Source organism: Chryseobacillus diguaensis (assembly GCF_049220665.1).
GTDB lineage: Bacteria > Bacillota > Bacilli > Bacillales > Bacillaceae > Metabacillus_B.
This window is the reverse complement of record NZ_JBMKNV010000019.1, coordinates 15,276-41,235: the sequence shown is the minus strand read 5'-3', so window position 1 is coordinate 41,235 and position 25,960 is coordinate 15,276. Positions and strand designations below refer to the sequence as shown.

The window sequence follows — 25,960 nt, the reverse complement described above, 5'->3', positions numbered from 1 at the left end:
AAAATAATTTTCGTTTCAACTTTTTTAAATCACTATTGTATTTCTGTTCTGAACCAATCAATAGGAACTTAAAAACGAAAAGGGTTAAGAAAAACTGTTTTCGCAAAGATTGCTGCTATTCGTATAGGATTAGAACACCCATAAAAATTAGCCTCGTGGTATCTTTTCTTAGAATAATTCACAGATGTACTCCTGCTCTGAACTCACTTATATAGATGAAAAACAACAAAGTCAAGAAAAGAGCCTTTTCTTTAAGGGAGCAAAAAATGGTAAATATAAAGCATGTATAGAACAAAGAGGCCTGTAAGAACCAGCACTGCATCCAAAAATCCTGTTATTCGCTTCCTTTTTCGTTTTTGAGCACGCCTTTTTGGAGCTGCAGAATGATTGCTTTGCGCCGGACTTGTTTGCTTATTCACTGATACTTGCTTTTTAACCGGAGCTCTTACAGTCTTTTCTTCATATTTTAAATTCCTGATCAAGTCGACTCTCATTTCCTCCGCATTTATGTATTCCCCACATAACGCTTTTTGTAACAGCCTTTTGTGCTTTTTTAAATATGGGTGCTCTTCAATCTTTCGAAATAGGAGCTGCTTTCCCTCTCCGTTTCTGGAAAACCGTTTTGGGTAGGCTGAGTTAATGATGATCATCGCAACCGCAAATAGGTCATAGCCCGCGTCTGCTTTCCGGTTTCCCATTCCCCAGTATCCTCTGTCAAAAAAGTCCGTGAATTCCTTTATAGCTCTTCCTTTTTGAGTCGTACCTCCAACATCCACAAACCGAAGCTTTACAGGGGAAGAAGAAACAATCAGATTATCAGGCTTCAGGTCACCAAAAATCCACCCGCCCATATGAAGCTGTTCGAGACTTGAGAGAAGTTGGATTACAAGGACGCTAATCCATTCACTGCCTTTGCCTTTTATAAAATCAAGATACGCCGGCCCTTGAATATATTCCATGGCATAAAACGCAATAGCGCTGCTCCGGCCTGGTTTCAGCCAATCATCTACATCATGCAAAAAAGGCCCAAGTGAGGAATCCCGGACCTTCGAAAAGTGTTTTAAAACATTTACTTCTGAAGTGATAGACATGCTATTTTCACTTAGCTTCAATGCTGAATAGCCTGCTTTTCCTTTAGCGAGGTAAACGACGCCGTTTGCCCCATGTCCGAGAGGTTTAATAATCTGATACTGATTGCCGTGCCACTTCCCGGAAATAATAGTGCCAGGAGGAACCTTACATTCCTGGTTCGCTGTAGTACTGTTCATCATCAGCCAGTCCGCCCCTCAAAGAACGTTCGTTCCCGAATGATTTGATGGCCGCTCTGATTGCTGGCCCTGTGGGAGTCATTCCGCCTGTAAGAAGCTTCGGAAAGATAGATGACAGCGTCTCAAGCTTAGGTGTCCAATCAAGGACTTTTTCTGTTTCACTATTTTTCCCGGGAAATATATTAATAGAAAACTGGTTATTGCCGATTCTTGAATTCAGACTGATTGATAGATCAAGCAATGATTCCTTAACAGTTGGAATCTTTGGTTTCATGCTTGCGCTTGCATCAACAAGGACAAGTAATTTCAGGGAAACCGTCTCACCCAGCTCATCAACCACCTCCATAATCTCCCCTCTTTTTTCTGGAGGAAGCTCGTCCATTGAAATCTTTTTGCCAAGGATCTCCTGCAGCTCCTTGTTTACGACCCCTTGAAGTGTTTGAGTCATTGCCTGTCTTGTTACCATTTGTACAGTATGGGATAGCTGCTGCGCATAGACGATCTGGCTTACGCCTCCGCCAGAGGAAGCAATCCCTTCTATTTCTCTTATTGCCTCATGATCGATAATGCTCTCATCCACCACTCCTATCACATTTACCGTTATTCCCTGTTCCTTAGCGAGTGCCGCCATGGCAACAGGATCTTCTCCATGATTTGAACAACCGTCTGTAATTAACAGTATTTGCCGCAAATTGCCTCTATTCATTCAACTCACTCCTCTGGAGGATTTCTATTTTGGTTACTATCATCCTCGCCAAGAGCCAGTAGGTTTATACGAAATTTCCGCTTATTCACGATACAACAGTATCCTTTTTATAGTACCGCGAAGATGGAATGGAAGCCCACTTAGGGGAATTGTGATCAAGTTTAGCTACCACGATTGTCATGTCATCTTCTATTTTTCCTGACCTCGTGCGGATCACTTCCTCCATAATTAAATCTGCCACCTCCTGCGGATCATCTGTACGGAGCTCCGATATCTTCCGCTTCATCCACAAATCATGGTTCTCTACATGCTTTGGACCTTCAAAAATTCCATCACTCATCATAATCAGGAGATCTCCTGCTTTCAGCTGCTCCCCTACAATGTCGACCTCGAGCTCGTCAATGATGCCCATCGGCAGATTTGATGCCTGCACTTTCATCACCTTTTCCCCTCTTTTAAGAAAGCTTGGTGTGGAACCGATTTTCAGGAATTTGCAATGAGCATCCTGAAGATCGACTATTGCAAGGTCAAGCGTTGAAAACATTTCATCTGTTGTCCGTAAAGATAGAATTGAATTAACCGTTTTAATAGCTACCTTTTCGTCTATTCCTGATTGGAGAATTTTTTCAAGCAATTTGATGGTTTCATTGCTTTCAAAGTGAGCTCTGACCCCATTTCCCATTCCATCACTTATGGCAATGGCATATTTACCGACCCCCAAATCGATCATAGAATAGCTGTCGCCCGAAACCAGGCCCCCTCCTTTTGCAGCATGAGCTGCACCTGTTTCAATTTTATAGGTTTTGGATGAACCGAGTGAAACGTGGCAAAAGCCATTAGGATAAAGAGCACATTCCTCGTGCTTCACTATAATTGGTTCTTCTAATATATCTGAAAGCATAGGCGCTATTATTTTTTCACATTCTCCATGGCCCTGACAGTAAGGGATACTCATTTCAATATCCACATTTCCCTGCTCAAGACTATATATATCCACATTTGTTATCTCAACCCCGAAGTTTTGGAGAGCTTCCAGTATCTGTTCTTCCTGATGAAAATGATTTTCTCGTTCTCTCTTAATTTCTTTTGAAAAGTCTTCCATTACCTGCGAAACACCCATAAGCTGTTCTGCTACAAGTCTTCTGCTTTCCTGAACCTGCTGTTTCAGCTTTTGATTAGCCTGAAAAATGCTGATTTCCTGGTCTATCGCCTCCTCTACCTGTTTTGGCTTGGAGCAGTGCTTCTGCAGTTCCTTCTTCAGTTTTCTGTTTGTCTGGTATTTATTTTTTGTTGTTTCCGTCATGATCTGGCTCATCAGATCATAGGTTGTACTAAAGTTTTGGACCCAGCATTTCTCCTTTTTGTAGCAGTTTTGGCATGTTTTTTCGGTTACCGTGCTTAAAAACATATCTATTTCATGCTGCTCATCCCCTTCATCATTTTTTTCAAAGAAAGTGGCAAAGCTTTCTGACAAGGCTAAAAAAACCTTTGAAAATTGATCAACTCGATTGGCGGTCACATCCCTTACTTTTCTGGCATAGAGCTGCTGTTCCTGAGCATGCTCATTTGTGCCTGGTATATGTTTGCTTAAAGAGCTTGTGATTTTCTTAGGTGTGATAAAAAAGAGGAAAATAGCAATTAAAGATTCACCCAGTGTTGTCATTAAATCAGCTGAACCCTCTCCATATAAGGAAAGAAGCATACTGCCAACAATCAGACCTATGGCAGCGCCAATTTTTTTCCCTTCCTTCAGAAGCCCTCCGAGAAGCCCGGAAAATGCCAGCAAACTCATTTGGTACAGATTGCCGACGTTCGCCAGGCCTAAAATCAGCCCGGTAACCACCCCCACTGTACAACCAATACTTGATCCCCCTATAAAAGCAAAGAGCAGCACCATATATCTTGAGAAAATATGCTCGGCCTGATAGTGCATATAAGAAACACCAACAAACCCAGTCATAACGGAGGCAATAAGAATCATAAGACATATAATTTCTTCTACTTTCAATGTTTGTTTATATTTATTCGCTGTGATGAGCGGAATGCTCTGAAGAAAGATAAGCGTAAGAATGAAGGAAAGCCCTGATTCTACACCGGCCATTAAACCGCTGTAAGGGGTGATGGCACCTTCTAAAACAAATGAGAAGGCGAGTCTTGATGAGAGCACCGATAAAAAGATAAGAAGCGGGAGAATCTTGATCTGCTCTTTTATAAAGAAGGAGAAAATCTTGTGATAGATGAAAAACAAGAAGACATTTGCCGCGACAAAGATCGAAGTTTCGAGCGATACGGTTACTCCACCCGCAACCAGTGCAGCTGCTCCGATAAATGCCTTGTCCTTTTTGATCAGCATCAGGACACCAAAATAAGGAAGGGCAAAAGGAAGGATCTCTGCGAGAATAACAGCTCGTCCAAGTAAAAATCCGATAAATATATAAAGGAGGCCGACGTTGAATAATACAGACTGAAAGTTCGCCCCGAATTTCTGAACCATCCTTTGGAAAGCTTGCTGTGTTTTTTCAAAGTTTATTCCTGCTGCAGGCTCCATCATTCTTCTTTCTGCTTTTTCCATATTCATACCCCCAACTTGTACTAGTTGATTGTTATTATAGCGAAGCCTTTTTATAGAATTTGTCAGAAAAAGGATGCCTGCTCTAAGAAACGTTCGACTATATCTGTTGGCAGATTCAAAAATACTCCCCTATGCGCAGAATTTTTTCACCATTACCCTGATTTTTTTGTTGAGGAAGGGGCAGTCTCCCATTATTTTGGAAATTATTTGCAGGAATAAATTTTAAAAAGCTGGTTATATGCTGCTTGTTTTTATAAATAACAAAAAAACGGCTTTCCTTATGGAAAACCGTTTTTGCGTATGACCCGTACGGGATTCGAACCCGTGTTACCGCCGTGAAAGGGCGGTGTCTTAACCGCTTGACCAACGGGCCTAAATAATATGGTAGCGGCGGAGGGGATCGAACCCCCGACCTTACGGGTATGAACCGTACGCTCTAGCCAGCTGAGCTACACCGCCAAGTATTGTTTGTCTGCTTGTTAAGAAGCACAAGATATATCATACAAAGAATTATGCCGTTCGTCAATGAAATTTTAAAAAAGCTGCTTACGCAAAGATTTTTGTTTTTCGGTATGACTCAGAACAAGAAAAAGGTTCTTTACTGCCTTTAAAGGTCAAGGCTCTTTTCTTAAACTTTGTTGCTTTTTCATCTCAATAAATGAATTCTGAACAAGTATCACCTTCGAATTTTAAGAAAAGATGCCGCGGGCTAATCTTCAAGCGTGTTCTGAAAACGAAAACAGCCAAAGTCAAAAAGAAAAACACCCTGTAAAAAGGGTGCTTTTTATCCGAACATTTATATTGAAAGCAGCAAGTTATCCTCTTCTTGCTCCGCGTCCGCCGCGCTTTGATTCCGTATTTCTCTTAAGGGAAGACAAACGGTCTTCGCTGTCTTTAAGAAAACGGCTCATCTTTTGTTCAAAGTTTTCTGTTCTCGGACGGAAATCGTTTCTGCCTCTTTGAGGACGGTCCTGGCGAGGGCGCTCTGTACGCTCTGGACGATCTTTCGCTTTTTTGATTGATAGACCAATTTTCCCATCATTTTCCACATTGATCACTTTTACTTCTACTTCATCTCCGACCTTCAAGTGATCGTTGATGTCTTTAACGTAACTGTCTGCGACCTCGCTAATGTGAACCAAACCAGTTGAGCCTCCTGGCAGTTCAACAAACGCCCCAAATTTTGTAATGCCAGTTACTTTACCTTGTAACTTGCTGCCAACTTCAATCGACATAAAAAGAATGCTCCTCCTTAGAAACTTATAAAAAATCACTTTTGCTTAATTATACCCAAAAAAAAAATCAGTTGCAATAAAGTCTACTTTTTATCTGGCACATTGAAGATGATTTCATCTTTACCTGATAAGAAATAGTCTCTTCTGGCAATCTTAGCAATATAATCGTCGTCATTTAGATTTGAGATTTCCTGCTGAAGCATTTTTTGTTCCTTTTTCATTTCTGAAAGCTGTCCTGAAAGCTTGTCTTTTTCTTTCGCCTTCTTGCTTAACTCATTGGATTGAGTAATAAAGGTGAAAACAATTGAAATAGTGATAATGGCAGCAACGATGCCAAACAAGCTCAGCCTTCTGATAAGCCCTCTTTTTCGGCGCTTCAAAATCTGCTCCTGGCGCTCCTGCTGCTGCATGTATTGTGACTGTAACGGTGTTACTTTACGAGTGCGCTTGTTCATCATTTCTTTAAACGGTCCTCCTTACTTCCTAAAGATCCGTTTCCCCCACATTATTGCTTTACCGACTATATTCTTTATTATATTAGAAACTCCTTTAAGCCTGCTGAAAAACTTTTTGATTTTGGTCCTCAAACTGGAAGGGATCATTTTCCATAACAAAATAAGCAGCCATCTAAAAGGTGCTAATAAGATTTTAACGAAAAAGTAGATAAGTTGGGAAGCCCATTTTATGATTTTCCAAATAATATTTAAAATCCCTGCCACAATCAAGAAAAGTAAATGCAATAAACCTGTTATCGGTTTAATCAGAATAAAATTGCCTGTTTTCATGAGAAACATGGTAAACATAACAACCGTATTGATAAAAAAGTTCAATAGCTTTCTGTAAACCTCTTTTAACAGCCCTTGATAAAACGCGTAGCCGCAAAGGATCGCCAGAAACAAATAAAGCCTGAGTTCGCCTTCGTTAACAAGAAGCAAAACATAAAAAAAGCAAAGTCCCTGTAAAACCCAAAAGACAACGTCATTCAGGAATACAAACCACCTTGCTCTCGTTGACCGTTTCAAAAAACGCCCATACGTATCAAGAGCTGCTCCGAGCCATCCCCCCATGCCGATCATAGCAAGCATTGTATAGAACTGGGTGGTCAAGGTCATTTGAACAACTTGCTAAAAAATCCTTTAGCTTTTTCCCCTTCTTGATCGTCCAAGTAAACAATATCAAATATTCTTCCCTTTATGGAGACAATGCCTCTGTCGACATCAAGATTTTTCATCTGCAGATTTTCCCCTCTGATCGCCATTGCTCCCATGACTGTATCGAGGAGGAATTCCTCATTATCAAAGCTCTCAACCTGTTTAACACCTGAAATGTCCAGCAGCTTGCGCCCTTTCATGGTGATGTCATGATCCGGCACGGTTGTCTTCTGTGCTGAATGATCCTCATAATAATTCATATAAGTCCCCCGCAATCTTCAGAGATTTCTTTATCTATCTCTATGAGTGCAAGGGACAAATTAGAACAAGCCCTGTAATTAACTTTCGCTTAGTTTTTCTTCTTTAACGATCCGATAAAGGCTTGCTGAATCTTCTTTTTTTGTCGTTTCTTTTAAATCCTCTATTTGCACGGTGATCAGCTTTTGACCGAATCTTACAGTGAGCTCATCTCCGATTTTTACGTTAGAACTTGCTTTGGCAGGAACTCCATTAATTGAGATCCGCCCTTGATCCGCGACCTCTTTGGCAAGTGTTCTTCTTTTAATCAGTCTTGAAACCTTTAAAAATTTATCGAGTCTCAATTCTTTCCCCTTCTTTCTCTATAGCTGACAAGATATTTTAAGAAACTTTTTCTTACCTATTTACTCCTTGGTTTTAGCTTCTTCCCAGTACATGTCCATTTCTTCAAGCGTCATCTCTTCAAGCTCCTTGCCGGATTGGACAGCCTGCTTTTCTATATATTGAAAACGCGAAGTAAACTTGTGGTTTGTTGATGTGAGCGCTTCTTCAGGCTCAATTTTATAGAACCTTGCAATGTTTACAAAAGCAAATAGAATATCACCGAATTCTTTCAGCATTTTTTTGCTGTCCGTTTCTTTTGCCTGCAGTTCTTCTTCAAATTCGTGAAGTTCCTCTTTCAGCTTAAGCCATGCACCGCTTGGATCCGGCCAGTCAAAGCCGGCTTTTGCCGCCTTTTTTTGCAAATGGAATGCTTTTGAAAGCGCCGGAAGGGAAGAAGCAACAGAACCGAGACGGGATTCTTCCTTATACTTCCCTTCCTGCTTTTTAATTTCCTCCCAATTGGATAAAACAGCTTCCGAATTTTCAAGCATGACATCCCCAAAAACATGAGGATGTCTGCGGATCATTTTCTCTGTAACAGTCCGGATCACGTCATCTACCGTGAACATGCCTTCATCTTCACCGATCTGGGAATGAAGAACAACCTGCAGCAAAACATCGCCAAGTTCTTCAATCATATGTTCAATGTCTTCATTTTCAATCGCTTCGAGAAGCTCATAGCATTCTTCAATAAGATATCTTTTTAATGTTTCATGAGTCTGTTCCATGTCCCAAGGACATCCGCCAGGAGCCCTTAGCGCTTTGATCACTTTGCGGAATTCTGTAAATTGATGGTACTTCAGGCTTTCTTTTGTTACCGGCGGAACATAAAGACTTGTCAGATTGCTTAGTTCAACTACCCTGTCCAGTTCGTAAAGCGGAACCTTTTTGATCTGCTCATTTGCTCCTCCCGCTTCTGTTACGACAACGATTTCATAATCATCAGGATACTCTTCCATCAGCGTCAGTTTTGCTTCAGAAGCAACCATTTGATCATAAACCTGGCAAATAATCATGTGCTGGTTTAATTGCAGATCCTCCCTCTTCATTGTGAGAGCATCTAAAAATTGAAAGCCTTCAATCGGATCAATATGAAGGGCAGCAAAGGTTGGATCCAGGAAGCTTTGCCCTCCTAGAATTTCTACTTCAGCCTGACCATTATCAGCAGCTTCGAGCAAGAGCTGAACGGTCTTTTCCGCTACCATCGGATGGCCAGGAACGGCATAAATGATATTTTCCTCTGCTGCATTTATGAGAAGAGTCTGGACAATTTCCTTATAGACCTCTTCAAATTGATCATGCTTTTCATAGATCCCGTCAAATGCAGTATAAGCCGGAAGTTCGCCGGAAAGCTCATTTAATACCGGATGATCTACCGTCCGTACATAAAGCGGTGCTCCTGAAGTAATCAGCCTGTAAACACCGAGCGGAAGCTGTGCTGCATCACTTGACCCGAGGCCTACGATTGATATTTTGTTCATTTTCTCTCTCCCCTTTCCGAACGGCTGAAAAGCTTCTTAATTTTATTGCCTAATGGGACAATATCAAGCTCTTCATCTGTAAACACATTTGCTTTTACGATAAGGATTAAATAAATGGCTGCTCCAATGGCCGCTCCTGACAATCCTTCAACGGTGGCATCAGCTCTGCTTGCGGGACCTGCCAGAAATTCAAATCCTGCCATGTAAGCCTTTAACAGAAGAACCATGCCTGCTGCAGCTAAAAATATTTTTCCGATACTTCTATATTCCTTCAGTCTAAACCGAATTCTGCCCAAATACCAAATATTTAAAAGGGCTGCTGTCATAAAAGCAAGTACAGATGCCCATGCAGCACCTTCCGTTGAATAAAGAGGAATCAAGTAATAGTTGAGCACAAGTTTCAGCCCAACAGCAAGCAGAACGGAAATGGCAGGAAAAACGGTATGATTCAGCCCCTGAAGGATTGCTGAAATCGTCATGGAGAGCGAAGTAAACAAAATAGATAAGCTTAAAACGAAAAGAATATCCGAACCGGAATTGTTTCTGAATAGCATGACATTTACTTGGTCTACAATGACCATTAATCCTGCTGTTGCTCCCGCTCCAACCGCAAGACAAACCTTAACCGAAAGATTGATTTTATTTTCTATAAATGCTTTGTCATTCCGCTTTTTCGCACTGGAAATCAGAGGAACGAGTGATAAAGCGAGCGAAGATGCAACAACCGTTCCAAGCTGAATCAAAGGCTGTCCCCTGTCATAGATTCCCTTAAGCTGCTTTGCTGCATTGGATGGAATATCACTCGCGGTGAGCAGGGAATAGAGATTAAGAGCATCAATCATCTGGATAAAGATCAATAAAAGACTAGTGATGCATATTGTCAGGCTGTAAAGCATCAGCGTCTTAATAATTTTTCTAGAAGAAACTTCTGACTTCTCTGAATGAGCGCTTGTCCAAACGCTATTGCGCCGTTTTAGAAAAAAGACAGCAAGAACGATGGCAGCAGCGGCACCACCAGTAAGCGAACCGAAAAGGGCACCTGCCCCCGTTTCATAGAGAGTATGTCCCTGTGAAAGCAGTATGTATGAAAAGATCAGGATTGTCATGACACGAAAACTTTGTTCGACAACCTGTGAAAGGGCTGTAGGCAGCATAATATGAAGCCCTTGAAAGTAACCCCTAAGAAGCGAGACAAACGGCAAAATAAGAAATGAAAAAGAAATAACCTGGATCAATCCTGTTAAATGAATATCTCCCATAAACGATGCAATAGAAGAAGAACCTAAAAACAAGCTTAAAAAAAAGACAATCCCTGTTACAGTCAGAAAGAAAAGACTCACCTTCCATACTTTCACAAGATCTGAAGGCCGATTGTCATCTCCATATTCGGCAAAAAGCTTTGAAACAATGACTGGAAAGCCTGAGGTAGCAAGCATGATAGAGATTCCGTAAAAAGGATAAACCTGCTGATATATATAAAATCCAATATCTCCTACAATGTTTTGATAAGGCACTCTGTACGCAGCGCTTAGAATCTTCGTTAATATCCCCGCAATGGTCAGAACAATTGCACCCTGCCAAAGATTATTTTGCTTGGACGGAGCACTCATCGTCCATTCTCCTCCCGGTAGATAAGTAAGCCTCTTTTCTTAAACTTTGTTGTTTCTCGCCTAAATAAATGAATTTTAAGCAATTATACACCTGCTCATTTTAAGAAAAGATGCCACGAAGCTTATCTTGATGCGTTTTCTTAACATATACGAGCAGCAACAATCTTTGCGAAAACAGCTTTTTGTAAAAAAGACATACATTGACCCATTATATCACATATGCTTCAGGCAGATTTTATGGAAAAAAGCACTCATTTCAACATAAAAAAGCAGCGGCTCCGCTGCTTTTTAAGATAATAAATAATACCGGATGACTGGATAAAAGAAGGCTTGTCCCATTTTTCCAAATGACTCTAAAAAATAATGATTATTGCTCCATTTGACGAGCAAGGAAGCCTGCAGCTGTTTCCACCGCTTTTTGCTCAACTTCACCCAGTGAGCTGTCCTTTGAAAAAATAACGACTGCTCCGATTGGATCTCCGTTTGCTACGATCGGTCCAATCGTATAAGCTTTTACATCTTCTTTCACATTTTCCAAAAGCTCCATCTGACCGCCATCTGTATTCAGGACGGAGTTTCTTTCTTCCATAATCTTTTCAACCTGTTCACTAATATTTCGGTTCATGTATTCCTTTTTAGAACCACCGGATACCGCAATAAAAGCATCACGGTCACAAATCAAGACCGGATGGCCCATACTATCATATAGAGCATCTGCATACTCTCTTGCAAAATCACCCAGCTCACTGATCGGAGAGTATTTTTTCAGGATAACTTCTCCTTCTCTGTCTACAAAAATCTCGAGAGGATCCCCTTCACGTATACGTAAAGTCCTGCGGATTTCTTTCGGAATAACGACGCGGCCCAAATCATCAATTCGACGAACAATACCAGTTGCTTTCATCTAATGCTGCCTCACTTTCATCTGACGAATAGTTACCTCGGCGATTGCTGAAATTGTCCTCTTTTTGCAACAAACACCATTTGTTGAAATTAGTATCACTCACAAAAGAAGTAATATACGTTTCGCAAACGAAAATTTTATATGGGGGAATAAGAAATGCGGAAGCGCCTGGTCAGCCCCGACAAGCGCTGGAGGAAAATCGGTAAAAGTCCGGTTTTGACTTTTTCCGATTTTCTGAAGCGACCTCGAGGGGCTGGGCGCTGCAGCTGGACAATAAAGAAAAGCGGAGCCGACTGTTCAGTTCCGACAAGCGCTGGAGGGAAAAACCGAAAAGTCCGGGTTTGACTTTTTGGTTTTTCCTGAAGCGACTCGAGGGGCTAGGAGGCGGAGCTGGACAATAAAGAAAAGCGGAAACGTCCGTTTAGCCCAGACAATGAAAGGAAAGTCATGAAATTCCGAAGTGATTCAAAATTAAGCTGTTGCAACTAAAAAATCGTAAAAAATCTAGTGTTTTTTTCAAATAAACCATTGTTTTTTAAGCTATATCCCTTAAAAACAAACTGATTTCTTACGAAAAACACCTCAGCTTACTAGTCGAAATCCATCTTACTGTCCGAATCCCTCATCCTACTGACCAAAACCCCTGTTAACAAGCCAAACTCCCCTTTGTACTGCAGAACCCCCTTCTTACGAGCCAAACAGGGTCTGTTACAAGCCGCGCCTTTCCGCCGTGTTCCTTTGCCAGTCGTATAAAAGATTCAGCAGCAAAAAAATCCCTTGTTAGGTCATTCAATGACTTCAAGGGATCTTTAAATATCATCAGCTGGCTGATATTTCTTCTTTTTTGGCCTTTTTCAATCCGCTGAGCAGCTTTAGAATAACCATCAGCCACTCGTCTGTCTTCATATCCTTTATTAGGAGAGAAATTTTAAGCTTTCCGCCATCCATTCCAAGTCCTACGTTTCGTCCAAACAGATTGCTCAGTTCAAACAGCTTTTGGCCGTCTATGGCATTGCTGGCTTCAGCTGCCATCACCATCGTTACCGTATTCTTCACCTGCTTGATGCTTTCAATTTTTTCCCTGAGAGAACGGGCTTTCATCTCTGCTGCTTTAAACAGATAATCCACTTCTTTAGGGAAATCTCCGAACCGGTCGATCATTTCCTCCTGAAGCTCATCTATTTCTTTAAGTGATTTTATCGCTCTAAAACGTTTGTACATATCAATTTTCTGGCTTCCGTCATTAATATAGGCTTCTGGAATATAGGCATCGAGTTCAAGATCAATTTCGACTTCAAATGCAGCTTCTTTCGGCACGTCTCCTTTTCGTTCCTCAATGGCCTCTTTCAGCATCTGGCTGTAGAGATCAAATCCGACGGAATCAATGAATCCATGCTGCTGGGCTCCGAGAAGATTTCCCGCTCCCCTGATAGATAAATCGCGCATAGCAATTTTGAAACCGGAACCAAGCTCAGTAAATTCTTTGATTGCCTGCAGACGTCTTTCTGCAACTTCAGTAAGCACTTTATCTTTTCTGTAAGTAAAGTAGGCATAGGCAATTCTATTGGAACGGCCAACCCTTCCTCTAAGCTGATAAAGCTGGGATAAGCCCATTTTATCAGCATCAATAACTATCAGTGTATTAACATTTGGAATGTCTACGCCAGTTTCTATGATTGTTGTACTGACAAGGACATCCGCTTCGCCTTCTAAAAAGTTCAGCATAGCAGACTCAAGTTCATTTTCAGTCATCTTCCCGTGGGCATAAACCACCTTTGCGTCAGGGACAAGCATTGAGATTTCTTCTGCCTTGCGGTCAATGTCTTCAACGCGGTTGTATAAAACGTATATTTGTCCGCCCCTGGCAAGTTCCCGTTCAATCGATTCCCTGACAAGCGCACCGTTATATTCCACAACATATGTCTGTACTGGAAAACGGTTCTCCGGGGGTGTCTCAATAACCGACAAATCCCTGACCCCAAGCATGGACATATGCAAGGTCCTGGGAATTGGCGTAGCAGTCAGTGTCAGAACATCAACGTTTGCTTTCAGCTGTTTAATTTTTTCCTTATGGGTTACACCAAAGCGCTGCTCTTCATCAATAATCAAAAGACCAAGATCTTTATATTTCACATCTTTTGAAAGAAGACGATGTGTCCCGATCACGATGTCAACTGTTCCATTTTCAAGGCCTTTCGTTGTTTCATTCATTTCCTTGCGGGTACGGAAGCGGCTCAGCAGCCCAATGGTAATCGGGAAATCCTGGTACCGTTCTCGAATGGTTTCATAATGCTGCTGGGCAAGAATTGTAGTCGGAACGAGCAAAGCAACCTGCTTGCCGTCTGCTATTGCTTTGAATGCAGCACGTATGGCAACCTCTGTTTTTCCGTAGCCCACATCTCCGCAAAGCAAGCGGTCCATCGGCCGTTCTCTTTCCATATCCTTTTTAATTTCATGAATAGAACGGATTTGGTCCTCTGTCTCCTGATAAGGGAATGCTGCTTCAAAGTCTCTTTGCATTTCTCCATCAGGGGAGAAAGAGTGGCCTCTGCTTGCTTCCCGCTCTGCATACAATTTAATTAAATCATCCGCAATATCCTGTACAGAGGATTCAACCTTTTTCTTCACTCTGCGCCAGTCGCTGCCGCCTAGTTTATATATTTTCGGCTCTTTTCCCTCAGAACCGACATATTTCTGTACCTGGTCAATTTGCTCTACAGGAACATAAAGCTGATCCGTTCCCTGATAGCGAATATTCAGGTAGTCTTTATGAATTCCGTTAATTTCGAGGGTTTCAATACCTAGATACTTTCCGATCCCGTGGTTTACGTGTACCACGTAGTCTCCCGTTTCAAGCTCTGAATAGCTTTTGATCCGCTCTGCATTGGTAAGCTTCTGTCTTCTCGGCTGCTTTTTGACCCTTTTCTTAAATAGCTCTTCTTCTGTAATAACAGCTATTTTCTGAAGAGGTATTTCGTAGCCTGTCTGCAGATCCCCTTCCAGAATGTAGATATGGCCCGGAAGAAGCTCTGTTTCCTTTTTTGCAATAGAAGCTATAATTTCATAATCGTTTAAAACCTGATCCAGCTTCTTGACTCTTTCTTCATCCGCTCCAAGGAAAACCACTGTCTGTTTCCCCTTTTTCCAGCGTTCAAGCTCACCCTTCAAAAGGTGCATCTGCCCATGAAAATTCTGCATTTGTTTGCATGAAACGTTTAAGATATTTTGAGGGTTTGTATGCGGAACATGCCTTAAGAATAAAGAAAGATACACAATCGGGTGCCTATGCTTATTAAATACCTCTGAATAAGGATGGGATATAGTGACATCATGAACAATCTTCCCTGTTTCAAGAAGGCTTGTGTACCATTCTGCCTCTTCTTTTTCCAGCTGCTCATACATTTCCTGCACACGGCTGATCTCATCGACAACCATGATGGCATTGGCCGAAAAATAGTCTAGCAAACTAGCAGGCTTGTCATAGAAGAAGGAAAGGTATCTGTACATTTCCTCATTTAGCTGACTGTTCCGGAGCAGCTCCATATCATACTGTGCCTGTTCGAGGATCATTTCCTTTTGCTTCGGATCCTTCGACCTTTTCAGACTTTTGGCTAAGGCGTCCTCAAGCTTCCCGAGGCTTGATATGATGTGTTCTTTTTTTATTACCATTTCCTTTGCTGGTCCTACCGAAATGCTTTTAAGCTTCTGAATAGAACGCTGATCAGCAATATCAAACTGCCTGATGGAATCCACTTCAATATCGAATAATTCAATTCTGACAGGATATTCTTCAGTAAGAGGATAGAGATCAATCAATCCGCCTCTTATACTGAATTCCCCAGGGGCAGAAACCATATCCGTCCGTTCATATCCGCTTGTTACAAGCCAGTCCATCAGAGCATCCGGTTCAACCTCATCTCCAACACTTAGGGATCTTTGACAGTCCTTCCATAGCTCCTTTGGCGGCAAAAGGCGTCTCACTGCTGCAGCAGGAGCTACAACAATGGCTTTTTCCCCTGCTGAAAGCTTATTAAGCACTTCAATACGCTGGGCTTTCAGTTCAGGGCTTGCTACAGCAATTTCAGAGGCAATCAATTCATTTACAGGGTATAAATAAACCTTTTCCCCAAGCAAATTGGCTAAATCCTCATAAATCTTTTGCGCCTGCAGAAGGTTATGCGTTACAACAAGCATTGGCGCGTTCATTTCATTAAACAAAGCAGAAGTAAATACAGATCTTGCCGAACCGGACAGCCCGGCGACCAGCTGTTCGTTCAGTCCCCCCTGTATCCCGCTTACAACTGTTTTAAAATCCTGATTGCCATAAAAATAAGAGTGCAGACTTTTCAAGCTGTTTCCTCCCCTCTATGAAAACAGAAAAATGCTTTGGATCCTTACCCAAAGCTTCTTACTGTATGAATGTCTCCACTTCATGAAACTCAGGATGTCGATCCAGAGCTTCCTGACAGTCTTCGCATATTGTCTTTACTATCATATCACCATTCTCTAAAGAGGTGAGCATTTCCTGTCTCTCATCGTTTGTTAACAACTGAAATCCTAGACGGCTTGTTTCGATCATTTCCTGATCGATCGTGCCGATTTTATGGCCGCAATGGCGGCAGGTATAGTGAAGGGCCATAAGAGCCTCCCTTAAGCAGGTTTTTCCCTTAGTATAACCCGCTAAAGAAACCTTATACTTTTCCCAGCCTTTTATGCCGTTTTTAACAAAGGCTCTTTTCTTAAACTTTTTTGTTCGTGACCCAATATTTAGTTTTCGAAACCATTGGGATGGCAAAAACTTTAAGAAAAGATGCCCCGATGCTAGTCTTAATGCGTGATATAACATGTACGAAAAACAACAATCTCTTAACAAAAAATCTTTTGTTAGTAGCGATTGATATCTGCTTTTTTAAAAATTTCCAGAGGTTTTCTAATTGAATTCGTTCATCACTTGAAGAAAAGGCTGTTTCAGCCAAGATTCGCAAGCATCTGCGGAAAGAGAAATGGCATCTTGGATCGGCTGCTGTTCATCTGGAGTAAACCGGCCAAGGACATAGTCAGGTACCTTCATTCCTGCAGGCGGTCTGTCGATCCCAATTCTTATCCTGTTAAAGACTTGAGTGCCAAGATGCAGGATAGTGGATTTAATTCCATTATGCCCTCCTGCACTTCCTTTTGTTCTTAAGCGGATTTTTCCAGCCGGCAAATCAAGGTCATCATAAATAACAACAAGATCTTCATCCTGAAGATCATAGAAATCCATTAACGGCCTGATGCATTCACCTGATAAATTCATATAGGTTAGAGGCTTTACTAATAACACTTTCTCGCCTCCTGCGAACCCCATGCCATAAACGCCGTTAAATTTGGATTTATCAAGAGGAATGCCTAATCGGTCAGACAGTTCATCAATGACTAAAAACCCCGCATTATGCCGGGTCCTTTCATACTGTTTTCCCGGATTTCCGAGACCAACAATCATTTTCAAGAAGCTTCCCACCTTTTTCGTATGGGCCTTTTCTAAAATTGGCTGCATTCAGTAAAAGAAGCAGGTACATTTTGCAGTTTAACTCTGCACCTAAAACTATTCTTAACAGCATTTTTAACGAAAATGGCCTTTCTTAAAGAAGTATCAACTAGTCACAAATATAACACAAAAGACGCAACCAGCAAGTGGTTACGCCCTAAATGTTGTGTTATTTTTATTCCTATTCGCTTTCTTCTGTGCTGTCTGCACCGTCTGCTGTTTCTGGATCATCTGATTCCTGCTGCTCACCAGAATCAATGACCTCTTCTTTCCGAGGTGGAAGAACGGATGCGATTAATTCATCGTCTTCATGGCTAATTGTATACTTGCGGCTTTCTTTTAAGTCGCCGACTGTCAATGTATCATTTATATCCATTTCAGAAACATCTACATCAATGGATTGGGGAAGATCTGCCGGCTTCGCTTTCACAGTCAGCTCAAAATGCGGCTGCTGCAGAACGCCTCCCTCTTTAACCCCTTTAGCTTCACCTGTCAAATGAACAGGAACCTGTGCTTCAAGTTCATCATCCATGTTGACAACAATGAAATCTGCATGGATAATTTCATTTTTCATAAAATCCTTTTGAAGTTCATTCAGCATAACAGAATGTTTTTTTCCATCCAATTCAATATTAATAACGGCATTACGGCCTTCTTCACGAATCGTTTTTAATAATTCCAGACCATCCAGGGCAACGGCTTTGCTGTCAACTGATTTTCCATAAATAATAGCTGGAACTCTACCCTCTAATCGAATGTGTCTTTTTGCAGAACTTGTAAATTCTTTTCTTTCTTTCGCTTGTAATGTTGCACTCATAAGTAACACCATCCTAATTTATGTTATTAATATTGTTTACCCATTACACGATTGTTATAAACAAGCAGGCGGCTTCCGTTTAAAAAAAGACTCCTTTTGCATAGTTTTTTGTATGACGCAATGCCATGATAATAAACTTCATAGCTCCTGAAATGACTAATTTGAGTGAAAAAGCAGCAAAATTTAAAAAGGGCCTTAAAAAAAGAATAGACCCCTTTTTAGGGCCCTATTCTTTCACATTTTATTCTCAGTCAAACAGCATGCTGATTGATTGATCTTCGTGCACGCGGATTATGGCTTCACCAATAAGAGGTGCAACGGAAAGTTCAATAATTTTGTCGATCTTTTTCTCTTCAGGAAGACAGATGGAGTTCGTAATAACCAATTCCTTGATCTGTGACTTCTGAATCCGCTCAATGGCAGGGCCAGATAATACCGGATGCGTACAGCAGGCATACACGTCCGTTGCTCCATTTTCCACAAGTGCATTGGCTGCAAGTGTAATGGTGCCGGCTGTATCGATGATGTCATCAATTAAAATGGCTGTTCTTCCTTCAATGTTACCAACAATGTTCATTACTTCAGATACGTTTGGTCTAGGACGCCTTTTATCAATAATGGCAATCGGTGCCTTCAGACGGTCAGCAAGCCTTCTTGCTCTCGTAACACCGCCATGATCAGGCGAAACAATAACGATATCTTTTAGATTCTTTTTGCTGAAATAATCACCAAGAATTGGAACACCCATTAAGTGGTCGATCGGCATATCAAAGAATCCCTGAATTTGCGGTGCGTGAAGATCAAGCGTAATAACCCTAGTAGCTCCTGCCGTTTCCAGAAGGTTTGCTACAAGCTTCGCTGTAATCGGCTCGCGCGCACGGGCTTTACGGTCCTGACGGGCATAACCGTAGTAAGGCATAACGATATTGATGGTTTTTGATGATGCACGTTTTAATGCATCAATCATGATTAAAAGCTCCATCAAATGCTCGTTTACAGGGTCGCTCGTAGACTGAATGATATAACAATCACAGCCGCGGATGCTTTCTTCGATATTAATCTGTATTTCTCCGTCACTGAAATGCTGTACAGAACATTTTCCGAGTTCTACCCCTACTACATTGGCAATTTCCTCTGCCAATGGGCGGTTCGAATTCAGGGTGAATATTTTTAAATTAGAATCTCCATATCGATTGGACATTTAAGAGAAACCCTCCATTAGGAATTTTTATTCATGCTTAGGCGTTCCACGTAGTTCTCTTTATTTACCTGTCTTGCACGAGCGATTGAAAGCCCGTTGCCTGGAACATTTTCTGTTATGGTTGAACCTGCTGCAACATAAGCTCCTTTGCCCACAGTTACAGGGGCAACCAGGTTGGAATTGCATCCAATAAACGCGCCGTCTTCTACTTTGGTTAAAAATTTGTTTTTGCCATCATAGTTTACTGTGATAGAACCGCAGCCAAGATTTACATCTGCACCAATCTCCGCATCACCGATATAGCTTAAATGGGAAGCCTTGCTGCCTGCTCCCATAGATGTTTTCTTAATTTCTACAAAATTACCGATCTTAACTTCATCGCTAATTGCGGATTTAGGACGAATATGGGCAAATGGGCCTATTTTTACTTCATTTCCTACAGAACTGCTGTGAACAACTGATTGGCGTATCACTGTTCGGTCACCGACAGAGCTGTCCTTGATTTCAGAGTTCGGTCCGATTTCACAATCTTCCCCAATGGATGCATTACCTGAAAGAATGGTTCCAGGATAAAGTATCGTATCACGTCCAATAACTGCATCTGCAGATATGTAGGTGTTTTCCGGATCAATGATCGTAACCCCGTTTCTCATGTGTGCTGTGTTGATGCGTTTTTTCATCCACGCCTCAGCCTGTGAAAGAGCCACTCGGTCATTTATCCCGATTGTTTCCTCAAAAGAGGAAGTTTGATAGGCAGATACAATTTCGCCGCCATTTTTCAATATTTCTATAACGTCAGGCAAATAATACTCTCCCTGCACATTATCATTGGATACTTTTGATAACGTCTCAAAAAGGGCTTTGTTATCAAAGCAATAGGTGCCTGTATTGATTTCAGTGATTTTGCGTTCTTCTTCACTGGCATCTTTATGCTCAACGATTTTTTCAACATGGCCTTCCTGATTGCGGACAATACGGCCGTAACCTGTCGGATCTTCTGCACCAGCTGTAAGGATCGTTGCTTTTGCATGCATTTCTTCATGATGGGTAAGCAAAGCTTCCATCGTTTCTGCTGTGATAAGCGGCGTATCTCCGCAAATGACAACGGTTGTGCCTTCTTTATCTTCAAGAAAATCTTTTGCTTGAATAACGGCATGGGCTGTTCCTAACTGCTCTTCCTGGATTGCATACTCGCTTTTATCCCCCAGCTGCGCCTGAACATCCTCTGCTCCATGGCCGACGATTGTTACAATTTTATTCAGGTTAAGTTTAGAAGCTTCGTCAAAAACGTGCTGTACCATTGGTTTACCGCAAACAGAATGCAGCACTTTATAAAGTTTGGACTTCATTCTCGTGCCTTTTCCAGCAGCTAATATTACTGCATAACGATTTTCCATTATGTAAGCCTCCAGTATTCCCTATTTATCCATAAAAAATATATCTTAAAAACGAGGCTTTTTCAAGGAAACGAATAAAAGTACAAGATTTTTCTAATTTTGGGAAACAGGAAAAGAGGAATATTTTCACGGGGATAAATGCCTCTTTTAAGGAGAAAAGGAGAGGATAAGGCATAAATAAAGCCTTGCAGCAGATTGCGGCAAGGCTGGTTTCATATCTTAGGAAGCTCCTGCTTCTTCAAATTCTTCTTCAACGACTTCGCCTAAGCGATGGTATTCTGCAAGGACTGCCTCTTGGATTTTTCCGCGAGTGCCTGAATTGATTGGATGGGCTATATCACGAAATTCCCCATCAGGAGTTCTCTTGCTTGGCATTGCAACGAATAGGCCATTATTGCCGTCAATGACACGAATATCGTGAACAACAAATTCATGATCAAGCGTAATCGATGCAATCGCTCTCATACGTCCCTCGGTGTTAACGCGGCGTAATCTTACGTCTGTTACTTCCATTCTGCTCACCACCTTTTCCCTAGATGAAAAAACTTTAATTAAGTAATTCAACGGGAAATTCCCTTTTCCTGCAAAGCGAAAAAATTTTTTTGCAAAAAAAGGCAGTGGTAGTAAACTTTTCATATTGACAATTACCGCAATTATTTAATTAGGGCAATAACCTCAATTTCGACAAGAGCATCCTTGGGCAATTTGGCCACCTCAACACAAGATCGGGCTGGTTTATGAGTATGAAAGTACTCCCCGTAAACCTCATTGAAATCAGAGAAATCATTCATGTCCTTTATAAAGACAGTTGCCTTTACAACCGTTTCAAGAGAAGCCCCTGCTTCTTCGATAACCGCTTTTAAATTTGCAAATACTTGATGTGTCTGAGACCGTATCTCTTCTCCAGCCATCACACCCTCTGGCGTCAGCGGAATTTGTCCCGAGCTGTAAACTAAATTGTTTACGACAATCGCCTGGGAATATGGACCTATAGCTTTAGGTGCTTTGGAAGTTTGAATGTTTCTCATCTGATCAGGCTCCTTTTAATCATTTTTAGGATGGCTCTTTTCGTTGTTCTTGCGCATTGCGAAAACAGCCTTATTTTATAAGCTCTGTTAAACCTTAGAGCCGCCTTGGCGCTATGCGTCTGCGGGGTCTCCCTTGATCCGCTTTTCTAAGCAGGAGTCCCGCGCCTTCCGCTTAACCATCAGGGTGCCAAAATCAACCTTTAGCTTAAACTGAGTCATTCTATAAGGCTCTTTCTTAAACTTTGTTGTTTCTCATCAAAATAAATGAATTCCAAACTAAATTTTAAGAAAAGATGCCATGAAGCTTATCTTCTTGCGTGTTGATTTACGAATAGCAACATTCTTTACAAAAACAGCCTTCTATAAAAATTTTTATGACTTGGAAAAATCGAAATAATTGCCTTCTTTTAAATGAATGTGCTTTTCCCTGATATCTACTTCTGTCAATTTAACCAATGAAATATATTCATCCACAAGCCGCTCTTCAACGCCTTCGGTCTCAACAAGAACTCCAATGCCGGCCACTGTAGCATTAAACTCTTCCAGAAGGCTGATCATCCCATTAATCGTTCCGCCCGCTTTCATAAAATCATCAATAATCAGGACGTTTGAACCTTCTTCAAGGCTTCGCTTGGCAAGCAGCATCGTTTGAATCCTTTTGGAAGAACCGGATACATAGTTAATGCTGACGGTGGAACCTTCTGTCACCTTGCTGTCCTTTCTGACAATAACAACAGGAACATTTAGATCTCTTGCAACGGCATAAGCAAGTGGAATGCCTTTTGTAGCTACCGTCATCACAACATCTATTTTTCGATCTGCAAAAACGGAAGCAAACAGCCTGCCAATTTTATTAACAAGCAAAGGATTCCCCAAAATATCTGTTAAGTACAAGTAGCCGCCAGGCAATACCCGTTCAGGCTTTGCCATCCACTCACACAATTCTGCAATCGTCTCTTTCGCTTCTTTGGGACGGATTCCCGGAATGTATTTTACCCCGCCAGCTGCACCTGGAACAGTCAGCAAGGAACCCGCGCCCTGTTCTTCAAAGGTCTGCTTAATGATGGTCAGATCCTCGCTTATAGATGACTTGGCAGATTGATATCGCTCAGAAAAAAGGGTTAGGGGAACAAGGGAATGCGGGTGAGCAAGCAAATAATTCGTCATATCGACAAGCCGACCGCTGCGGCGTAGCTTCATCAAAATACCTCCAAAACCGAATATTGTTATCATTAATATAACGTTATATACGGTATTTAATCAAGGTCCTGACAATCGCCAAGCATTCTGACAGCAAATACCTGATCACAAAATCCCCTTAATCCATTGTACACCCGGTGTATTTTAGACTCGTATTGCACAAATCCGAAAACAGTCGGTCCGCTTCCGCTCATTAAAACAGCGTCTGCTCCGAACCGTTTCATTTGGTCTTTAATCATGGCAACTTCCGGATACATTTTAAGGGTAACATCCTCCAGAACATTTCCAAGATTTTCACAAATCCCTGTATAGCTTTTATCCTTAATTGCTTGGACCATCGCATCTACATTTGGGTGAGCGACAGATTTTAAATTAAGGTTCCTGTAAACATCTGCGGTGGATACACCAATGGTAGGCTTTGCTAAAATAACCCAGCAATGAGGGGGAGGATCAATCAGCTGAATTTTTTCCCCGCGGCCTGTCGCGATCGCTGTTCCGCCATATATGCAAAATGAGACATCTGAACCGATTGCTGCTCCAATTTCAGCCAGCTCATGAAGAGTGAGCCCGAGATTCCACAGCCTATTCAGCCCTCTGAGGGTTGCAGCAGCATCACTGCTGCCTCCAGCAAGTCCTGCCGCAACAGGTATGCTTTTCGTAATGCTGATGGACACGCCCTTCTGAATATTGTATCGCTCTTTCAAAACCTTTGCTGCCTGATAAGCAAGGTTACGATGGTCATCTGGAACAAATCGGTTATGAGACATAATCCGGATTTCATTTTCCTCTAGCTCAGTGAGCTCAATATGGTCAGCAAGGTCAATAGTCGTCATAATCATTTGAACCTCATGGTAACCATCTTTCCTTTTATGTAAAACGTCCAGCGATAAATTTATTTTCGCGGGTGCCTTCTCTAAAACACGCACAACCTCTCACCTACTTTAAACGAACTCAAATGTATCAACATTGTATCATAATTATAAAGGGTTTATCGTTCTTTTACGACAAGCACAAGAGAAAGGGAGCTGTTTCCCTTTCAATGGCCTTTAAAAGGCTTCCTAAGCTGTTACAAACGGTATTATCCTGATTTTTTCAATTTTCCTTATTCATGTCAAATGGTTTACCCCTGCCAAAAAACACAATCCCCTTAATAATTGCCTAGTTCATGGAAATGAATAAAAAAAGCCGAAACGAATGATTCCGCTTCGGCTCAGGTTATGCTACTCTTGGCGATGACTTTCAGCAAGCTGCTGCTGCGCCATTTCAATAGCTCTTTTCGTCATGTTTCCGGCATCTCGGGCACGTATAGCTCCCCAGCCTTCATTTTTGACAGTCTCATAAAAGCCAAGATCCTTTGCCAATTCATATTTAAAGCTCTCAGACATGATTCCACGGCGTCGACCCAATATAAATGACTCCCTTCAAGGCGCTTTAATGAGGTTAAGCCCGGTTTTATTACACCGGTGCCTCTATAGTATGTACCGGATAAGACATCAGCTAAACGTTTCAAAATATGTAAAAAGCTCCAATCAGGAGGCATAATGCCAACCTTCATGGAGCTATACAATGATATGTTCAGGAAATAAAAAAGCAGCAAACCTGTGTCTACTGCCCGCTTAATGCGATAGAACCTGAATGATCATGTTCTGAAAAAGTTAATTGAACTGTTTCGGTGAGAACATCGGCATAGCTGTAGGAAACTCTTTCAAAAGCATTTTCTTCCTGATCAAGCTCAATGACGAATACTGCTGGGTAGGTTTCGGCCAAGACCCCGGAACGCTCGATCGTTTTCTTGCGACCTCCGTTGGCTTTTAAAGTCAATCGTTTGCCAAGATTTAAATCTAAAACCTTTTTTATATCAGACAAAGTTTTAGCCACTGCATCCACCTCACTATAGCTAGTATACAACTTTTCGTTATGTAAGTCAAATAAAATCTAAATTATAACAGCAAGAAAAGTTAGTTGTCAACATAATAATTTCAACAAAATCCCCTTTACTTCAACATTATTTTAAACCAATTTGTTTACAATTATGTAACAGCCATGAAAAAAATTTCAGAAAATCTACGTGGATAATACTGTCAAATAAAGGGGTACTTTTTAAATCTCCTTCCTGTTTTTCCGAAACAAAAAACCGCTAAAGGAAGCGGTTATTGTTCTATATTTATTCGTTTGTAAGGCATGCCAGTTCTCAGCACACCCTTTGTTTCAATGCCTCCAAGGCCTTTCTGCCGGGTTAGCGTGTTCTTCAATATTTCCCACACATTTATTCTTTCAATAAAGGGAGTGAAACTGATTTTCGCTACAATATAAACTGGGTCAAGAGCATGGATATTAACTCTTGACGGGGAACTGGCAAAATTGGCCCCTGCATGGATAAGGGATTCAAAATGAGATTGGCATGCTCCTGCAAAAATAACAAGCTGATCCAGATTAGGGATTTTTTTTCGTGCATTCAATACTGTCTGCACAAAATGTTTTGAGTGTCTGTAAGCATTTATGTCGCTAACTTCTCCCTTTACTTTTGAATAAGCGTCATGGCCTGTAATCACCAGAATGTCCGGCCGGTACTTATCCATAAGATCTGCAACCTTTTGAGGCATATCTTTTTCAGGACAGTGCACACCGTAAACAGGGACTCCGATCTTTTCATAAAGTGTCATGCACTTTTGGAGATATAATGCATCTCCATCCATATGAAGCACTCTGCCGGGTATATGAAAAAAATCCTCCTGATGGTTATAGCTGTCTGTGGCATAAAACTCTTCTTTTTCACGCAATAGGTGATAATCCTGGGTGAGCAAGTATAAGGACTGCTCAAGCTTTTCTTTTTCTACGGCCTGCCGGCTGTTCTGCTCGCGCTCATTCACGACCAGCAGATCTGTACAAGGGGCATCGGCAACGAGCCTGAATTCTTCTCCATACAATACGGCAGCCAAAGTGCCAAGATGCGTCTGTTTAATATCAATAACCCTAAACAGCATATCAAGCTGATAGGATTTTCTGGCCACAATATCTCCAATTTTTATCTGCATTCTTTTCACTCCAAAATATCAATTTTGGATCACCTGTATTCATGAATAACTTCCTTTTTCAGCCTATGAAGGAAAAAGGAAATGGTGTTTGTTCATCAGGAATGAATAACATTACTTAAAAGGCTCTTTTCTTAAATTATTGCTGCTCCTCCCTCTTTTTCTTGAATATACATGTAATCTAGAGGG

General features: G+C 41.4%; 24 protein-coding genes and 2 tRNA genes. All 26 read right to left on the bottom strand.

Annotated features, from left to right (window positions below):
* Nucleotides 1–251: 251 nt before the first annotated feature.
* The 26 genes from ACOT8F_RS19575 to yabG all read right to left on the bottom strand — a co-directional run bounded on the left by ACOT8F_RS19575 (nucleotide 252) and on the right by yabG (nucleotide 25,774).
* Entirely contained in the window at nucleotides 252–1,271 is a 1,020-nt protein-coding gene (locus ACOT8F_RS19575) for a protein kinase domain-containing protein (protein ID WP_421653616.1), read from the bottom strand.
* Nucleotides 1,237–1,974, bottom strand: coding sequence for a VWA domain-containing protein (locus tag ACOT8F_RS19570; RefSeq protein WP_421653615.1), 738 nt, complete (start codon nucleotides 1,972–1,974; stop codon nucleotides 1,237–1,239). The genes ACOT8F_RS19575 and ACOT8F_RS19570 overlap by 35 nt, the downstream gene beginning before the upstream one ends.
* An 85-nt stretch (nucleotides 1,975–2,059) precedes the next feature.
* Nucleotides 2,060–4,546 carry a stage II sporulation protein E gene (gene spoIIE / locus ACOT8F_RS19565; protein ID WP_421653614.1) on the bottom strand — a complete coding sequence of 829 codons (2,487 nt, stop codon included), beginning with the start codon at nucleotides 4,544–4,546 and terminating at the stop codon, nucleotides 2,060–2,062.
* Between the two features lie 301 nt (nucleotides 4,547–4,847).
* Nucleotides 4,848–4,919: transfer RNA gene (locus ACOT8F_RS19560), tRNA-Glu, on the bottom strand.
* 9 nt (nucleotides 4,920–4,928) lie between these two features.
* Nucleotides 4,929–5,005: transfer RNA gene (locus tag ACOT8F_RS19555), tRNA-Met, on the bottom strand.
* A gap of 356 nt (nucleotides 5,006–5,361) precedes the next feature.
* Nucleotides 5,362–5,781: a S1 domain-containing RNA-binding protein gene (locus ACOT8F_RS19550; RefSeq protein ID WP_421653613.1), complete on the bottom strand. Its 420-nt coding sequence runs from the start codon at nucleotides 5,779–5,781 to the stop codon at nucleotides 5,362–5,364.
* An 83-nt stretch (nucleotides 5,782–5,864) separates the two neighbouring features.
* Nucleotides 5,865–6,239 carry an FtsB family cell division protein gene (locus tag ACOT8F_RS19545; protein ID WP_421653612.1) on the bottom strand — a complete coding sequence of 125 codons (375 nt, stop codon included), beginning with the start codon at nucleotides 6,237–6,239 and terminating at the stop codon, nucleotides 5,865–5,867.
* 18 nt (nucleotides 6,240–6,257) lie between these two features.
* Nucleotides 6,258–6,893, bottom strand: coding sequence for a spore cortex biosynthesis protein YabQ (gene yabQ / locus ACOT8F_RS19540; RefSeq protein ID WP_421653611.1), 636 nt, complete (start codon nucleotides 6,891–6,893; stop codon nucleotides 6,258–6,260).
* On the bottom strand, nucleotides 6,890–7,192 hold the full coding sequence (gene yabP / locus ACOT8F_RS19535) for a sporulation protein YabP (protein WP_421653610.1): 303 nt from the start codon (nucleotides 7,190–7,192) through the stop codon (nucleotides 6,890–6,892). Before yabP ends, yabQ begins: the two co-directional genes overlap by 4 nt.
* 78 nt (nucleotides 7,193–7,270) lie before the next feature.
* The gene (locus ACOT8F_RS19530) at nucleotides 7,271–7,534 is read right to left on the bottom strand and encodes an RNA-binding S4 domain-containing protein (RefSeq protein ID WP_421653609.1); all 264 of its coding nucleotides are present in this window, start codon (nucleotides 7,532–7,534) and stop codon (nucleotides 7,271–7,273) included.
* 60 nt (nucleotides 7,535–7,594) lie between these two features.
* Complete coding sequence (gene yabN, locus ACOT8F_RS19525) at nucleotides 7,595–9,055, bottom strand: bifunctional methyltransferase/pyrophosphohydrolase YabN (RefSeq protein ID WP_421653608.1); 1,461 nt, start codon at nucleotides 9,053–9,055, stop codon at nucleotides 7,595–7,597.
* Complete coding sequence (locus ACOT8F_RS19520) at nucleotides 9,052–10,665, bottom strand: putative polysaccharide biosynthesis protein (protein WP_421653607.1); 1,614 nt, start codon at nucleotides 10,663–10,665, stop codon at nucleotides 9,052–9,054. Before ACOT8F_RS19520 ends, yabN begins: the two co-directional genes overlap by 4 nt.
* A 367-nt stretch (nucleotides 10,666–11,032) precedes the next feature.
* On the bottom strand, nucleotides 11,033–11,569 hold the full coding sequence (gene spoVT / locus ACOT8F_RS19515; protein WP_421653606.1) for a stage V sporulation protein T: 537 nt from the start codon (nucleotides 11,567–11,569) through the stop codon (nucleotides 11,033–11,035).
* A gap of 819 nt (nucleotides 11,570–12,388) precedes the next feature.
* Nucleotides 12,389–15,919, bottom strand: coding sequence for a transcription-repair coupling factor (gene mfd, locus ACOT8F_RS19510; protein ID WP_421653605.1), 3,531 nt, complete (start codon nucleotides 15,917–15,919; stop codon nucleotides 12,389–12,391).
* A gap of 58 nt (nucleotides 15,920–15,977) precedes the next feature.
* Entirely contained in the window at nucleotides 15,978–16,208 is a 231-nt protein-coding gene (gene fin, locus ACOT8F_RS19505; RefSeq protein ID WP_421653604.1) for an anti-sigma-F factor Fin, read from the bottom strand.
* Nucleotides 16,209–16,499: 291 nt separating this feature from the next.
* Nucleotides 16,500–17,057, bottom strand: coding sequence for an aminoacyl-tRNA hydrolase (gene pth, locus ACOT8F_RS19500; protein WP_421653603.1), 558 nt, complete (start codon nucleotides 17,055–17,057; stop codon nucleotides 16,500–16,502).
* 220 nt (nucleotides 17,058–17,277) lie between these two features.
* Nucleotides 17,278–17,913: a 50S ribosomal protein L25/general stress protein Ctc gene (locus ACOT8F_RS19495; protein ID WP_421653602.1), complete on the bottom strand. Its 636-nt coding sequence runs from the start codon at nucleotides 17,911–17,913 to the stop codon at nucleotides 17,278–17,280.
* Nucleotides 17,914–18,160: 247 nt separating this feature from the next.
* The gene (locus ACOT8F_RS19490; protein WP_421653601.1) at nucleotides 18,161–19,114 is read right to left on the bottom strand and encodes a ribose-phosphate diphosphokinase; all 954 of its coding nucleotides are present in this window, start codon (nucleotides 19,112–19,114) and stop codon (nucleotides 18,161–18,163) included.
* Between the two features lie 17 nt (nucleotides 19,115–19,131).
* Complete coding sequence (gene glmU, locus ACOT8F_RS19485; protein WP_421653600.1) at nucleotides 19,132–20,511, bottom strand: bifunctional UDP-N-acetylglucosamine diphosphorylase/glucosamine-1-phosphate N-acetyltransferase GlmU; 1,380 nt, start codon at nucleotides 20,509–20,511, stop codon at nucleotides 19,132–19,134.
* Nucleotides 20,512–20,730: 219 nt separating this feature from the next.
* A complete protein-coding gene (gene spoVG, locus ACOT8F_RS19480) occupies nucleotides 20,731–21,024 on the bottom strand; it encodes a septation regulator SpoVG (RefSeq protein ID WP_421653599.1) in 294 nt (97 codons plus the stop codon).
* Nucleotides 21,025–21,164: 140 nt separating this feature from the next.
* Nucleotides 21,165–21,539: a RidA family protein gene (locus ACOT8F_RS19475; RefSeq protein ID WP_421653598.1), complete on the bottom strand. Its 375-nt coding sequence runs from the start codon at nucleotides 21,537–21,539 to the stop codon at nucleotides 21,165–21,167.
* A gap of 372 nt (nucleotides 21,540–21,911) precedes the next feature.
* Nucleotides 21,912–22,739 (bottom strand): pur operon repressor, encoded by an 828-nt coding sequence (gene purR / locus ACOT8F_RS19470; protein WP_421653597.1) that lies wholly within the window; start codon nucleotides 22,737–22,739, stop codon nucleotides 21,912–21,914.
* A 56-nt stretch (nucleotides 22,740–22,795) separates the two neighbouring features.
* Nucleotides 22,796–23,665, bottom strand: a complete 870-nt coding sequence (gene ispE, locus ACOT8F_RS19465; RefSeq protein WP_421653596.1) for a 4-(cytidine 5'-diphospho)-2-C-methyl-D-erythritol kinase — start codon at nucleotides 23,663–23,665, stop codon at nucleotides 22,796–22,798.
* 294 nt (nucleotides 23,666–23,959) lie between these two features.
* A complete protein-coding gene (locus ACOT8F_RS19460; RefSeq protein WP_421653595.1) occupies nucleotides 23,960–24,145 on the bottom strand; it encodes a small, acid-soluble spore protein, alpha/beta type in 186 nt (61 codons plus the stop codon).
* 199 nt (nucleotides 24,146–24,344) lie between these two features.
* Complete coding sequence (veg, locus tag ACOT8F_RS19455; RefSeq protein WP_421653594.1) at nucleotides 24,345–24,617, bottom strand: biofilm formation stimulator Veg; 273 nt, start codon at nucleotides 24,615–24,617, stop codon at nucleotides 24,345–24,347.
* Nucleotides 24,618–24,889: 272 nt separating this feature from the next.
* Nucleotides 24,890–25,774 carry a sporulation peptidase YabG gene (yabG, locus tag ACOT8F_RS19450; protein WP_421653593.1) on the bottom strand — a complete coding sequence of 295 codons (885 nt, stop codon included), beginning with the start codon at nucleotides 25,772–25,774 and terminating at the stop codon, nucleotides 24,890–24,892.
* Between the last annotated feature and the right edge of the window lie 186 nt (nucleotides 25,775–25,960).